The 14394-nt window shown below is 63.8% G+C and carries 10 protein-coding genes and 2 tRNA genes; 6 read left to right on the top strand and 6 right to left on the bottom strand.

Translation table 11 applies throughout. The features are described 5' to 3' along the window. Positions 1-132 precede the first annotated feature (132 nt). Positions 133-1020 (top strand): NAD(P)-dependent oxidoreductase, encoded by an 888-nt coding sequence (locus tag F8A90_RS02500; protein WP_200018803.1) that lies wholly within the window; start codon positions 133-135, stop codon positions 1018-1020. A 530-nt stretch (positions 1021-1550) separates the two neighbouring features. Here the strand turns inward: F8A90_RS02500 and F8A90_RS02495 are convergent. The 3 genes from F8A90_RS02495 to gltX form a co-directional block, all read right to left on the bottom strand. Continuing rightward, positions 1551-1626: transfer RNA gene (locus tag F8A90_RS02495), tRNA-Glu, on the bottom strand. Between the two features lie 18 nt (positions 1627-1644). After that, a tRNA-Ala gene (locus F8A90_RS02490) sits at positions 1645-1720 on the bottom strand. 197 nt (positions 1721-1917) lie between these two features. After that, positions 1918-3393 (bottom strand): glutamate--tRNA ligase, encoded by a 1476-nt coding sequence (gltX, locus tag F8A90_RS02485; RefSeq protein ID WP_166019829.1) that lies wholly within the window; start codon positions 3391-3393, stop codon positions 1918-1920. 257 nt (positions 3394-3650) lie between these two features. On the opposite strand from gltX, the gene cydD reads away from it, so the two are divergent. The 3 genes from cydD to F8A90_RS02470 are packed head-to-tail and all read left to right on the top strand — an operon-like array spanning position 3651 to position 8231. After that, positions 3651-5495: a thiol reductant ABC exporter subunit CydD gene (gene cydD / locus F8A90_RS02480; protein ID WP_200018801.1), complete on the top strand. Its 1845-nt coding sequence runs from the start codon at positions 3651-3653 to the stop codon at positions 5493-5495. Next, positions 5492-7369 carry a thiol reductant ABC exporter subunit CydC gene (cydC, locus tag F8A90_RS02475; protein ID WP_200018799.1) on the top strand — a complete coding sequence of 626 codons (1878 nt, stop codon included), beginning with the start codon at positions 5492-5494 and terminating at the stop codon, positions 7367-7369. The genes cydD and cydC overlap by 4 nt, the downstream gene beginning before the upstream one ends. A 49-nt stretch (positions 7370-7418) precedes the next feature. Next, a complete protein-coding gene (locus tag F8A90_RS02470; protein WP_200018797.1) occupies positions 7419-8231 on the top strand; it encodes an SDR family NAD(P)-dependent oxidoreductase in 813 nt (270 codons plus the stop codon). A 20-nt stretch (positions 8232-8251) separates the two neighbouring features. Here the strand turns inward: F8A90_RS02470 and F8A90_RS02465 are convergent, their stop codons facing one another. The 3 genes from F8A90_RS02465 to F8A90_RS02455 all read right to left on the bottom strand — a co-directional run bounded on the left by F8A90_RS02465 (position 8252) and on the right by F8A90_RS02455 (position 12136). Beyond that, positions 8252-9151, bottom strand: a complete 900-nt coding sequence (locus F8A90_RS02465; RefSeq protein ID WP_166019825.1) for a LysR family transcriptional regulator — start codon at positions 9149-9151, stop codon at positions 8252-8254. A gap of 440 nt (positions 9152-9591) precedes the next feature. Next, positions 9592-10653 (bottom strand): magnesium/cobalt transporter CorA, encoded by a 1062-nt coding sequence (gene corA / locus F8A90_RS02460; protein WP_200018794.1) that lies wholly within the window; start codon positions 10651-10653, stop codon positions 9592-9594. Positions 10654-11581: 928 nt separating this feature from the next. After that, positions 11582-12136 carry a carboxymuconolactone decarboxylase family protein gene (locus F8A90_RS02455; protein WP_166019823.1) on the bottom strand — a complete coding sequence of 185 codons (555 nt, stop codon included), beginning with the start codon at positions 12134-12136 and terminating at the stop codon, positions 11582-11584. 293 nt (positions 12137-12429) lie between these two features. Here F8A90_RS02455 and F8A90_RS02450 point away from each other — a divergent pair, with 293 nt between their 5' ends. Further along, on the top strand, positions 12430-13047 hold the full coding sequence (locus tag F8A90_RS02450) for a TetR/AcrR family transcriptional regulator (protein WP_176676160.1): 618 nt from the start codon (positions 12430-12432) through the stop codon (positions 13045-13047). 148 nt (positions 13048-13195) lie between these two features. Further along, complete coding sequence (gene dusA, locus F8A90_RS02445; RefSeq protein ID WP_052384479.1) at positions 13196-14203, top strand: tRNA dihydrouridine(20/20a) synthase DusA; 1008 nt, start codon at positions 13196-13198, stop codon at positions 14201-14203. Positions 14204-14394 lie beyond the last annotated feature (191 nt).

The following is a 14394-nucleotide window of genomic DNA, read 5'->3' as shown; positions in this document are numbered from 1 at the left end:
TGCACAAGCCATCCGTCATATACAGCCCCTCGTACCACGCCAGACGTGTTAGCGTAATGTCACGCGGTACCGACACCGCCGTCATGCCCAGCAAGACCGCCTTTCGCTGACAGATGACCAGGAGCCCCTAGCATGTCAGACACACACGCAACGCCACGTACCGCCGCCTTCATCGGACTCGGTGTCATGGGTCACCCCATGGCCGGCCATCTGAAACGCGCCGGCCTTCAGGTGCGGGTCTACAACCGCACAGGTGCACGCGCCGAGCAGTGGAGCGAGGAGTATGGCGGCAGCCATCACGCCACCCCGCGAGAAGCCGCCGAAGGCGCCGATATCGTGCTGATGTGCGTGGGCAATGATGATGACGTGCGCAGCGTCACCTACGGCGACGACGGCGTGCTGGCCGGCATGGCGAGCGGCAGCCTGCTGGTGGACCACACCACCGCCAGCGCCGACCTGGCCCGCGAGCTGGCCGCCGCCGCGGGCGAGGCCGGCATCGGCTTCGTCGACGCACCGGTGTCCGGCGGCCAGCAAGGCGCCGTGAATGGCGTGCTGACCATCATGTGTGGCGGCAGCGAGGCGGATTACGCGCGTGCCGCGCCGGTACTGACGCACTACGGTCGCACGGTGAAGCGCATCGGCGAGACCGGTGCCGGCCAGACCACCAAGATGGTCAACCAGATCTGCATTGCCGGGCTGGTGCAGGCGCTTTCCGAGGGCCTGCACTTCGCCGAGCAGGCAGGACTGGATCGCGAGGCGGTGATCGAGGTGATCTCCAAGGGTGCCGCCGGCTCCTGGCAGATGGAGAACCGGCACGCCACGATGATCAAGGACGAGTACGATCACGGCTTTGCCGTCGACTGGATGCGCAAGGACCTCGACATCTGTCTGGCGGAAGCACGCCGCATCGATGCCAGCCTGCCGGTGACGGCGCTGGTCGATCAGTTCTATGCCGACGTGCAGGCCATGGGCGGCAATCGCTGGGACACCTCCTCGCTGCTCAAGCGCCTCTCCAGATGAAGCGGGACTGAACACATGCGAGCGAGCTGAATCGCATCACACGGCCTCGCACTGAAAACGCCTCATTCCAACGCCCTATGGACGCGGGAATGAGGCGTTTTTTCTTGCCGCAGCGCAACATCCCACACAGCAGCGGCGCTCGGCAGGTTTTTCCACACTATCTGTGGATAACCTCGTTGATAACCCCTAGACAAGCGTGGCGAACCAGCATGACAGCGGGCTTACCAACAGATTGCACAAAATTTAACCAGCGTATAAACCATTGATATAAAAGAAATTTTTGGTAACACGACGTAAGCGCCAGCCGCAGGGGCCGCACTTTGGGATGAGATGCAGGGGGAGATGTGACAGCGCGCGAACAGTGGACAAGACACGGGGTCTGTCAAGGGCGACTTGGGGATAACATGCTTTTCTGCCGACACACAGGCTGTGCATAAGCCAGAATCAGGGACAAAAAAAACACACCCCGCAAGGTGTGCTTTTTTGTTGACTTCACGAGACCTGAAAGGTGACTCGAGATGTCTGAAGAGTGGCGTCCCATAGGGGGTTCGAACCCCTGTTACCGCCGTGAAAGGGCGGTGTCCTGGACCACTAGACGAATGGGACGCAGTCGCTTGAGAAACTTGGTGGAGCCTAGCGGGATCGAACCGCTGACCTCAACACTGCCAGTGTTGCGCTCTCCCAGCTGAGCTAAGGCCCCGTCTCTCAAGAACGAGGCGTATCTTACTGATAACCCTCGGGGTCGTCAACTTCTTTTTCACACAATTCTCATCGTGCTGCTGATCAGCACTGAAAGCGCTGTTCAGCGCCCTGCTGCAAGACATGGCCCCCATGACGACATACGTCACGGGGGCCATCATCTGCACATCGCAGATACCCATAAAGGTCGCGATATTCTTACAGGTCGCGATATTCCTTCTCGAAGCGCTTGGCGGCCTTCTTGGAGACGCCACCCAGCACGGCCACGGCGTGACGCAGACGCGCGCGCGTCATGTCGGAGCCCAGAATGACCATCGCGTCCATCACCGAGGTGGAGGTCGCCGAGCCGGTCACCGCCACGAATACCGGTGCCAGGAAGTCCTTCATCTTGAGCCCGAAGTGCTCGGAGAGCAGCTTCACTTCCGCCAGCAGGTGCTCCTTGTCCCAGCGGCTCACGGCTTCAAGCTTCCAGGTCAGGAACTGCATCTGACGCACCAGGTCTTCGCCTTCCAGCTTCGCCTTGGCGAAGTCGTCCGGCGTGATGGCCGGCAGACCGGAGAAGAAGTGGCCGGCCAGCGGAATCGCCTCGGACAGCGTCTCGATGCGCGGCTTCACTTCCGGCAGGATCTGCTTGACGTAGGACTCGTTGAAGGCCCACTGACGCAGCTCGCTCAGCAGCTCGTCCTCGGACAGATCACGGATGTAGAGACCGTTCAGCCAGCTGAGCTTCTCGACATCGAATACCGGACCACCCAGCGAGACACGCTGGATATCGAAGTGCTCCTGCATCTCGCTCAGGGTGAACTTCTCGCGCTCGTCCGGCATGGACCAGCCCAGACGACCGAGATAGTTGATCACCGCCGCCGGCAGGTAACCCATGCGACGGTAGTAGAGGATCGACGTCGGGTTCTTGCGCTTGGACAGCTTGGTCTTGTCCGGGTTGCGCAGCAGCGGCATGTGGCACAGTTCCGGCATCTGCCAGCCGAAGTACTCATACAGCAGCTGATGCTTGGGCGCCGAGTTGATCCACTCCTCGCCACGCATCACATGGGTGATCTCCATCAGGTGATCATCCACCACGTTGGCCAGGTGGTAGGTCGGCATGCCATCGGACTTGAGCAGGATCTGCGCATCGACCTGGGCCCACTCGACCTCGATCTCGCCGCGCAGCATGTCCTTGACCACACAGGTGCCGCTTTCCGGCACGTTCATGCGGATGACGAAGGGTGCGCCCGCCGCTTCACGACGTGCCACTTCTTCAGCCGGCAGCGCGAGATCGGACGGCTTGAGCGCCATGTGCAGACCTTCGGCCTTGCGCGACTCGCGCAGCTCGTCCAGCTCTTCACTGGTGCGATAGCACTTGAAGGCATGGCCGGCGTCGATCAGCTGCTGGCAGTGCCTGGCGTAGATGTCGCCACGCTCACTCTGACGGTACGGGCCGTGCGGACCGCCGACATCCGGGCCTTCGGCCCATTCGATGCCCAGCCAGCGCAGCGAGTCGAGGATCATCTGCTCGGATTCGCCGGTGGAACGCGTCTGATCGGTATCCTCGATGCGCAGAATGAACTCGCCACCGTGCTGACGAGCGAAGCACTGGTTGAACAGGGCGATGTAGGCGGTGCCGACGTGGGGATCACCAGTCGGCGACGGTGCGATGCGCGTACGAACGGTCATGTGGAGTCCAGTAGTTCGAGAAGAGAGGGCAACAAGCGTCTCGGCAATGACTGACTGCCGGGCCGTGAAATCACGCTGCTGTCTCAGCAGCAAGTGCTGGGGCATATTATACGCAAGGTGAAGATGTGCGACAGTGCGTCGCCGTGTACCAACGCTCTCTCGGCGGTAAGCTTGCGCCAGATGCGTCATCCTCTGCCCTGAGACGTGACGCCAGCGCCTCCCTGCAACTATCTCTGCCACGACCGGCAGGAGCATGAATGCCCCGAACTGCCGCTGCACCCGATGCTTCACCCTCCCCCACCGATGCCACTGCATCGGCAGAATTCGTGCCACGCCGCTGGCTGGAAACACTGGCACGTGCCGGCGGCCGCTGGCCCCAGCTCGCCATCCTGTGCGCCCTGCTCTCGACACTGGTCCTGCTCGCCCAGGCCTGGGCCATCGCCCGTCTGGCCCAGGGCGTCGCGATCGATCGCGAAGGCCTGGCGACACTTTGGCCGGCCATCGCGGTGCTCGCCGCCAGTCTCTCGCTGCGTGGCGCACTCACTGGCCTGCGTGGCTATGCCGGCACCCGCGCCAGCCAGCAGATCCGCCGTCGCCTGCGCGAGCGCCTGCTGCAGCGCTTCGCCGAACTCGGCCCGCTGTGGGTGCGTCGCCAGCATCGCGCAAGCCTGGCCAACCGCGTCTGGGACCAGGTCGAGTCACTGCACGGCTACTACGCCGACTTCCGCCCACAGACACGCCTCGCGGGGCTGATTCCGCTGATGCTGCTGTGCGTGGTGTTTCCGCTTAACTGGGCAGCCGGCCTGATTCTCGCCACCACCGCACCGCTGGTGCCGATCTTCATGATTCTGGTCGGCATCGCGGCGCGCAAGCGCTCGCAGGAGCAGTTTCGGGAGATGGACCGCATGGGCCGCCACTTCATGGACCTGCTCACCGGCCTCAAGACCCTCAAGCTCTTCGGCAGCGCCAGGCGCGGCCCCCAGGTCGAGGCGGTCAGCCATGCCTTTCGCAAGCGCACCATGCGCGTGCTGCGCCTGGCCTTCCTGTCCTCCACGGTGCTGGAGTTCTTCACCGCAGTATCCATCGCGCTGCTGGCGGTCTACCTCGGCTTCCACTTCCTCGGCCATCTGCAGTTCGGCACCTGGGGCGACTCACCGCTGACCCTGCAGACCGCGCTCTTCATTCTGGTGCTGGCGCCCGAGTTCTATCAGCCGCTGCGCGAGCTTGGCGTGCACTACCACGCCAAGGCCGAGGCCGAGGCTGCCGCCAGTGACCTCGCCCCCATCGTCGGCAGCTCCCCGTTCACCCAAGAAGCGGATGGTGAGGCTGCCGTACAGGCGCACAATGCCAACGCCCCCCTGCCCTTGGCACGTCCCCAGACTCGCAAGCTGCACTCACTGATGCTGGAAGAGGTCTGTGTGCGCTACCCCAGCCAATGGACCCGCCAGAGCAGCACGCTGACCCCGCCGGCACTCGGCCCGCTGACCCTGCGGATCACCCAGGGCGAGCGTGTCGCGCTGACCGGCGCCTCCGGCTCCGGCAAGTCGACGCTGCTCAATCTGCTGCTGGGCTTCGTCGCGGCCAGTGACGGCCTGCTATATCTCAACGGCCATCCGCTGAGCCACGGTCTGCCGCCGGGCATGGCGACCTGGGTCGGTCAGGAGACGGTGGTCCTGTCCGGCTCGCTGGCCGACAACCTGCGTCTGGCCAGACCTGACGCCAGTGACGCCCAACTCGAAGCGGCGCTGGACAATGCCGACCTGCTTGACTGGTACCAGCAGCTGCCGCGTGGACTCGAGACGCGCCTTGGCGAGGGCGGTCAGGCGCTGTCCGGCGGTCAGGCACGCCGCCTGTCACTGGCCCGCGCCTTTTTGCATGACGCGCCGCTGGTGCTGCTGGATGAACCCACCGCCAGCCTGGACGCCGAAAGCGAAGCGCGCGTGATTGCCGCGCTCAAGCGTCTCGGCGAGGGCCGCACTCTGCTGCTGCTGACCCATAGGCCAGAGCTGCTGACGCTGTGCCAGCGCCTGATTCACCTGGACGATGGCCAGCTGGTGCAGGACCGCCCGCTTCCCCTTCCGGCGCCGCGAGGTGACGCATGAGCCGCGCCATCCGCAAGCCAGCGCCTGACACGCCCGCATCTGTCACGTCTACGCCTGCCACAACAAGCGCGCCAGCACTGGGCGAAGCGTATAGCGTGCAGCGCCCGCGTCTACGCGAGTTGACGCCCTATCTGGCCCTGATGCGTGAGCATCGCGGCTGGCTGGGCATCGGTGCGCTGCTGGCGCTGATCACCCTGCTGGCCGCCACTGGCCTGCTGGCGCTGTCGGGCTGGTTCCTCTCCGCCACCGCCGTCGCCAGCTTGAGCGTCGCCGCCACCCAGGCCTTCAACTTCTTCACCCCGGCGGCAGGTGTACGCGGGTTGGCGCTAGCACGCACCGCCGGTCGCTATGGCGAGCGCGTCACGACCCATGAAGGCACGCTGCGTCTGCTGGCGAGTCTGCGCCGCCGCCTGTTCGAGGCCATCGAGCCGCTCTCCCCCGCCGCCCTGCAGCATGCCGGGCAGGGAGAACTGATGACCCGCCTGGGCGCGGATGTCGACGCCCTCGACAGCCTCTACGTGCGCGTATTGATTCCCTCGCTGGTGGCGGTCTGCGCCATCCTCGCTGCCGGCATGCTGATCGGCATTTTCGCGCCGACGTTGGCGCTGGTCGCGGTGATTGGACTGCTGCTGACCGGCGGACTGGTGCCGTGGCTGGCCTGGTGGCGTGGCAGCCGTGACGCCATGCGTCATCAGACCTCGGCCAGCCACCTGCGCGCGCGCCTGCTGGAGCGCCTGCAGGGGCTGGGCGAGCTGGTGATCTATGGTCGCTGGAATGAGGAGCTTGAGCGCCTGGCCGAGCAACAGGCCGAGCGGGACCGCATCGAGCGCGCCCAGGCACGCCGTCAGGCACTGGCCAGCTGGCTGAGCCACAGTCTGCTGGGGCTGACGCTGGCCGCGGTCGCCCTGCTCGGTGTGATCCAGATGGCGCCAGATTCGAACAACGACATGACGATGCCTTCTGGCGAGCTGCTCGATGGTCGCCTGCTGGCACTGTTCCTGCTGGCCGTGCTCGGTGCCTTCGAGGCGCTGGCGCCACTGCCGCTGGCCTGGCAGGGGCTCGGTCGCTGTCTGTCGGCAGCCGCTCGCATCAATAACGTGCAGACCAATACACCGGCGCCACAGTTTCCGGAGGACTCCGCCGCCGTCACACCTGCCGGACATGAACTGGTGATCCATGACCTGAGTGTCGCGCATGGCGACACGCCAGTGCTTGAAGAGCTGTCACTGACGCTGGCCGCAGGCGAGCATCTGGCACTGCTCGGCCCATCCGGCAGCGGCAAGAGCACCCTGCTGGACGTGCTCAGTCGCTTCCATGCCCCCAGTGCCGGACACATCACGCTGGGCGGCGTGGCGCTGGATTCACTCGAGGAGGCCACGCTGCGTGCAAGCTTCGCGGTCTGCCCGCAGGACACCCATCTGTTCTGTGCCAGCTACGCCGACAACCTGCGTCTGGCCGCTCCCGAGGTCAGCGATGAGGCACTGACGCGAATGCTGGAAAGCCTTGGCCTCGGCGACTGGCTGGCCCGCCAGCCACAGGGACTGGCCGGCTTCCCGGATGAAGGGGGGCGTTCATTGTCCGGTGGCCAGCTGCGCCGCTTCGGCGTGGCACGCGCACTGCTGTCACCGGCGCCGATCGTGCTGCTCGATGAGCCCTGCGAAGGGCTGGACCGCACCAGCGCCGAGCAGGTGATGAGCGCGATTCTCGCGGCCTGCGAGGGCCGCAGTCTGATCATGATCACCCACCAGCCGCTGGGGCTGGAGCGTTTTGCACGTCTGGCACTGCTGGAGGCAGGCCGCTTGCAGGAAGACGCCACCCCGACCACGCTGAGCCACGATTCCCGCCTCGCCAAGCTGATGGAGCGCACTGGCTGACGATAGTCACATTCGGCCACTGATTCGACCACTACAGAGGGGTGCACGCATGGCAGACAGCAGACTGGAAGATCAGCCATTGGCGGCGGACACCTTCGCGCGCCTGCCACAGGGCTTCCGTGCACTGGTCACCGGTGCCAGCGGCGGGATCGGGCGGGCGCTGATCGATGAGCTGCTCGCCCATCCGCAATGTGGAAAAGTGCTGGCGGTGAGTCGCGATGTCTCATGCCTGCCAGCGCATCCCGAGCTCGAGACGCTGGAGGCCGACCTGACCACCGAGCAGGGCACCGCACGCCTCGAGGAGTGGCTGGCACAGCAACTGGATGGGGAGCACGAGGCGGGACAGCCACCGGCGCTGATACTCAACGCGCTGGGCCTGCTGCATGACGAGCGCGAGCAGCTATGGCCCGAAAAGCGCTTGGAGGATTTGAGCCTGGCGGCCCTGACGCGCCTGCATCAGGTCAACGCCTTCGCCCCGGCCCTGCTGCTGGGGATGCTGGCGCCACGCCTGCGCCGACGCACGCCGGTGATCTTCGCCTCGCTGTCGGCACGGGTCGGCTCGATCTCCGACAACCGCAGCGGTGGCTGGTATGCCTATCGCGCCAGCAAGGCCAGCCACAACATGCTGCTCAAGACCGCCGCCATCGAGATCGCGCGGCGCAATCCCGAGGCGCTATTGGTCGCGCTGCATCCCGGTACCACCGACACCGAGCTGTCGACGCCCTTCCAGGCCCGCGTGCCCGAGGGGAAACTGTTCACGACGGGCTTCGTGGCGCGCCGCCTGCTGCGCGTCGCCTCTGAACTCCCGCCCACCGCCAGCGGCGGCTTCTACGACTGGGCCGGCCAGGCCATCGAGTGGTAACCCTCTCGGTAGAGACGACGTCAGAGCTGCAGATGCTCCTGGAACCACTCCGTGATGAAGTCGAGGTAGGCGCGGGTCTTGTCGGGCAGGTACTTGCGTGAGCGGAACAGCACCACCATCGAGCCATGCTCGTTCCAGTAGGGCTGCAACAGCGGCACCAGTTCACCGCTTTCCACTGCCGCGCGGGCCGAGAAGGTCGGCAGGTAGGCGAGACCGAAACCAGCCTTGGCCGCCTCCACCACGCCGAGCAGATTGTTGATCACCAGCCGCGACTCCGGCTCCACATCGAAGGGCTGACCATTGAGCGTGAAGCGCCAATGGGCCCCCAGGTCGTAATTGCCGTAGAAGATAGTATCGAAGGCGCGGATGTCCTGGGGCTGCACCGGCGGTGAATTGACGCGCGCCAGGTAGTCCGGCGCGGCGTACAGGCCGTAGACCACCTTGCACAGTGGGCGCGAGACCATTGAGGAATCCGGCAGCGGCCCCATGCGAATCGCCAGATCCACCGACTCATCGATGGGCTCGAAGCGCTGATCCTCGAGCAGAATCTCGACGCTGACCTCCGGGTAGCGGCGCATGAAGGCAGTGGTCGGTGCGGCCAGATACATGAAGCCGAACGACACCTGCGCCGACACCTTGAGCTGGCCCATCGGCTGCGAGGTGACGGACTGCACGCGAGCCTCGGCGGATTCCAGCTCCTCGCGGATGCGCAGGCCGTGCTCGTAATAGATGCGCCCCGCCTCGGTGAGATGCAGCTTGCGGGTCGAGCGATTGATCAGGCTGACGCCCAGCTGCTCTTCCAGTGCCGCCACCCGCTTGGACGCCAGCGACTTGGAAATTCCCAGTCGGCGCGCCGCCGCCGTGAAACTGGCCGCGCGCACGACCTCGACGAATACGCGCAATGCATCAAGTGTCGCCATGTGTCTTCCTTACCCTCGCTCTACCACCGCCATGGCCCCCTGAACACGGCCAGACACCCCATCAATCCTTCAGGTTTCCAATATGGAAACCCTAGTTTTCGATTGTACGCGCTTATTCTCCAAAGCGCGGCACCCTATACTGTGCGCCACGAACATGCGGGAGCAGGTGCGCCGCGGCATCGGCCGCCTGCTTCCGGACTAGACCGACGACGGCCGGGCCTGCGTGGCGCAGCCCGACCGTCCAGGTTCGCGCTCAGGTAGTTGCACTGCTCATCCCACCGATTCCCGGTGACTGGTCTGCATGGCGACGCCCCCACGCGCGGTTTCGCTGTCGGCCCATCCCGGGCCTCGGTGGCGATCTTCAGTGTTGTAATGCAAGTTTCTTGTGCGCCTGGCCGTCTCACGACGCCAGGCGCTTTTTTATGCCTGTCTTCAGCGGCTTACAGCCACTTCTTCCACTTGAAGAACAGATAGGTCGAGAGCGCCGAGGCCCCCATCAGGCACAGCGCGAAGGGATAGCCCCAGTCCTCGTCCAGCTCCGGCATCCAGTGGAAGTTCATGCCGTAGATGCTGGCGATCAAGGTCGGTGGCATGAAGACCACCGCCGCCACCGAGAAGATCTTGATGATGCGGCTCTGATCGAGGTTGGTGAAACCGATCGAGGCATCGAGCAGGAAGTTGACCTTGTCGAAGATGAAGGTGGTGTGCGGATTGAGCGAGTCGATATCGCGCAGCATGTCGCGAATCTCCTGACGTCGCGACTTCTGGCGTGGCGCCGAGGGCAGATGGCGCGTCAGCTGACGCAGCAGGCGCTGACTGTCCAACAGCGACTGGCGTACCTTGTCGTTGTAGCGCTCCTGCAACAGGATGCCGTGCAGGGTGTCTTCCAGCGCCTCGGGGTGCACCGCCTGCTTGCCCAGCGCTTCGAGTGCCCGGTAGATATCCTCGATCTCATCGGCCAGGTAATCGACCTTCATCGCCAGCAGTGCCAACAGCACCTCCCAGCCATCCTCCGGACTCAGCCGCTGGCGACGCAGGTGATTGCGGAACAGCCGCAGCAGGCCGATATCCTCGTGGCGCATGCTGATCAACTGGCGCCCATGCAGATGGAAGGCGACGTTGGCCGTCTGTGGCTCGCGCCCCTTGCGATGCGGAAACAGCGACACGACGTGGATGCCATCGCCTTCCAGATAGAAGCGCGACGACGACTCGATCTCCTCCAGCTCCTCGACATCAGGCAGCTCCACCGTGAACTGTTCGCTCACCCAGCGCTTTTCCTGCTCATCCGGCTCACAGAGATCGATCCACAGCACATCGCTACGCACCAGAATCGGTGGCGCCAGCTCGTCATCGGCCAGCAACCCGGCATGCAGAGCTGCCGCTTCTTCAGCGCTGTCCGCCAGGCGCGGCGGCGTATCGGGCTGGCCGGGCTGCGGGTCGGGCAACACGATATGTTCACCGCGCAGGCGCCCATCATCGTGCAGTCGATAGAGTGTGATCATGATGACTTCCTCGGAAAGCCCCGCGGGTCGCGCCCGTGCCCTGACTGATGACAATGATTGACCGCAATGGCCAACCCTCTGAAAAAGCAGCGAAACCCGGGCACCTTGGCGGCGTGGGAATAGGATGTCGTCATTCTAAACGAGATGGCGCGCCAGCGGAGGCAGAGCGACGGGGCGCACCAAGCGTAGATGAGGAGGCAAGCGGGAGAGCGACGGAAGGAAAATCGAGAAAAAGCGCCAGACACGAAATGGAGAAGCGCCAGACACGAAAAAAGGCGACCCGTGAGAGTCGCCCTAAGACCGTGACTAGCTTGATGAGGAGAAACCCGAACAGGGGCCTGACTCCGCTGTTCTGGCTACCGCATTCCATGGCGGGAAGCGATGAATCCAGATTATGCTCTCCGGCTGACGCCGTCAATACTAATGAGAAATATTTTCATTAACATTGAGTCAGCGTTTATCTCACGCGCCGCTGGCCTCCCCTCACCGGCTGACGTATCATGGCGCCAGAATATCAAGGTCGTGACTGGCCTGATGAGACGCTTGCCAGGGACCTGACATCCAAATCTGGTGAGCACGAAGCACCGCTCGACTCGCAAGCCTTCCTTCCTGTCATTGGCAGACGGAAAGCGAATGACTCGAGAAGCGCTTCCGGACGCCTCCCTCGTGCAAGCGAAGGAGGCGTCTTTTTTTTGCGCATAAAAAAGCGGCCCACCCCGTAGGATGAGCCGCTGGCAAGGACCGTAAAACTGTCTGATGAGAAGCCTCCCGGACAGGGGCCTGACTCCGCTGGCCGGGACACCGCTACCCATGGCGGGGAAGCGATGACCCCAGAATATGACCCGCGGGCTCAGACGTCAACACTAATGAGAAATATTTTCATTAGCATTGGAGGGTCAGGCACTTGCCGTACTCTCTCACCTCAGCTTCAGCCCTGCTTGTGCCACTCGAACTTCTTGAACGGCTCGTCGATCGGCGTCTCGGCCAGGTGATTGGTGTAGTTGCTCATCACCTTCTGGGACAGGCCAAGAATCACTTCCAGCACATTGCGCTTGGTATAACCGGCATCGAGGAAGGTCTGTACGGTAGCGTCATCGACGAAGCCACGCTCACGCACCACGGCCAGCGTGAAGGTGCGCAAGGCTTCCAGACGCTCGGTCGGTAGCGGCGTCTCGTTGCGCAGCGCTTCGGTGATGGCATCATCCACCTTCATCGACTTGGCGATGCCGGTATGCGCCGGTACACAGTAGTGGCAGTTGTGCTCGACGTTGATGGTCTGCCACACGACGGTGGTCTCTTCATCATTGAAGCTGCTGTCGAGGAACAGCTGGTGCAGCACCTGGTAGCCTTCCAGCAGCCCCGGCGCTTCCGCCATCACGGCGTGCAGGCCCGGCACCATGCCGAAGGCTTCGACGGACTTGCCGAGCAGCGGCTTGCTGTCCTGCGGGGCATTGTCGGCGGTGTAGAGTGTGAAATCTGTCATGAGAACTCCTTCGGAATGATGAGCGAGATGCGCGGAACCTCAGGGACTGTCAGTCAGTGACATGAAGCCTCCAGCGGCGCCCCTGAGGATTCAGGGCAAGATATGAGCAAACGCTCAAAATAAAGCCTGACCATCCGCTGCACTGCGTTGTCGGGGAACACACTAGCTGGATTTGAGCGATCATTCAAGTTAAACTTGAGTACTCACTCAATACCTTGCTCCTTGCAGACCGCCCGCTTCGCCATGCCGCGCGAAGACAGGCGTCGCTCGCGAGCCCCATCGTCAGGACAGCCATGCCACGCGCGACCTTGCACAACCGCCAGGATTCCCTCGAACGGGCGCTCAATCTCTTCTGGCAGAAGGGCTTTCATGCCACTTCGCTGAAGGACATCGAGCGCGCGCTCGACATGCGTCCCGGCAGCATCTACGCCACCTTCGGCAGCAAGGACGGCCTCTTCCAGGAAGCGCTGGACTGCTACTCCGCGCGCAGCCTGCGCGAGATGGAAAGCCTGATGGCCAGTCACGACTCGCCCTTGACCGCCCTCGCCACCTATATCCGCAAGCTCGGCGGACTACGTGACTGCGAAGTGCCGTCCCGCGCCTGCATGCTGGCCAAGAGCCTGCTGGAACTCGGCGAGCGTGAACAGGCCGCCCGCGACAAGGTCGAGACGCTGCTCGCCAACATGGAAGCCCGCTTCCGCCAGGCCTTCGCGGACGCCCGCGACGCCGGTGAACTCATCGACCCCGAGCGCCCCGCGCACCAGCCGGAACGCCTCGGTCGCCGCCTTCAGGCCGAAGTCATGGGCCTGCGCGCCTACGCCCAGCGTGAAGGCGAAAGCGACGCCGTCCGCCAGCTCGCCGAAGACATCGCCCAGGACATCGAGGCGCTGAAGGTCAACAACACGCATTGAGCCATGAGCGGAGCATTGGCTCACGGCTCCCTCCGACTCGGCGCTTCGCCTCACATGCTGCTAGAATCACCGCCCGCTTGTCTCGCCAGCGCCTGTACCTGATGCTCCGATCCCTGCTCCCACACCAGCCGATATGACTGCCATGCCGATGACACCGATTGACCGCACCTTTTCCGTTGCGCCGATGATGGAATGGACGACCCGTGACTACCGCGCCTTCGCGCGCGTGTTGAGCCGTCGTACGCTGCTGTACACGGAGATGGTGACCACCGGGGCATTGCTGTTCAATCCGGACCGCGAGCGCTTCCTCGGCCACGACGAGACGGAGCATCCGCTGGCATTGCAGCTGGGTGGCAGCGACCCGCAGGCGCTGGCCGAGTGTGCGGCGATCGCCGAGAGCTGGGGCTATGACGAGGTGAACCTGAATGTCGGCTGCCCGAGCGATCGCGTGCAGAACAACATGATCGGTGCCTGTCTGATGGGCCATCCGGAGCTGGTGGCCAAGTGCGTGGCGGCGATGCAGGCGCAGGTGAAGATTCCGGTGACGGTGAAGTGCCGCATCGGGATCGATGATCAGGATGAGGACGCCGATCTCGAGCGCTTCATCACCACCGTGGCCGATGCTGGCTGCGACACCTTCAGCGTGCATGCGCGCAAGGCATGGCTGCAGGGCCTGTCGCCGAAGGAGAACCGCGATGTGCCGCCGCTGAACTACGGCCGCGTGCACCGTCTCAAGCAGGCGCACCCATCCTTGCATATCGGCATCAACGGCGGTCTCAAGCTGATGGATGAGCTGCACGAGCAGCTGGAGCATGTCGACAGCGTGATGGTCGGCCGTGAGGCGTATCACAACCCCTGGTTGCTGGCGACGGTGGACAGCGAGCTGTACGGCGAGGCCGAGAATCCACACACCAGCCGCCATGATGCGCTGCGTGCCTTCCGCCCCTACATCGAGAAGCGTCTCGCCGAGGGCGTGCGCCTCAACCACATCAGCCGCCATCTGCTGGGGCTGTTCCAGGGGCAGCCGGGCGGCCGCCAGTTCCGCCGTCATGTCTCCGAGAACGCCCACAAGCCTGGCGCTGGCATCGAGGTGATCGATGACGCCATGGCGCGCGTGCCGGAGCACCGGCCCGAGGCACAGGTCGAACAGGCCTGATCCAGCAGCCTCTGCCCCTTTCCTCAGGAACGCAGCATTTCCAGAAGATAGTCCACTGACACCCGGCCCAGTGCCGGGTGTCGTCGTCTCGGCAGTCAGCAAAGTGACGACACTGCACTGTCAGACGTGACATCTGACGCAACCCTGCGTCGCCATCTAAGCTAATAACCCCTTAAATACCAACAACATGC

Source organism: Cobetia sp. cqz5-12 (assembly GCF_016495405.1).
Lineage (GTDB): Bacteria > Pseudomonadota > Gammaproteobacteria > Pseudomonadales > Halomonadaceae > Cobetia.
The sequence above is the reverse complement of the archived record's forward strand: the minus strand, read 5'-3'. Positions and strand labels throughout refer to the sequence as shown.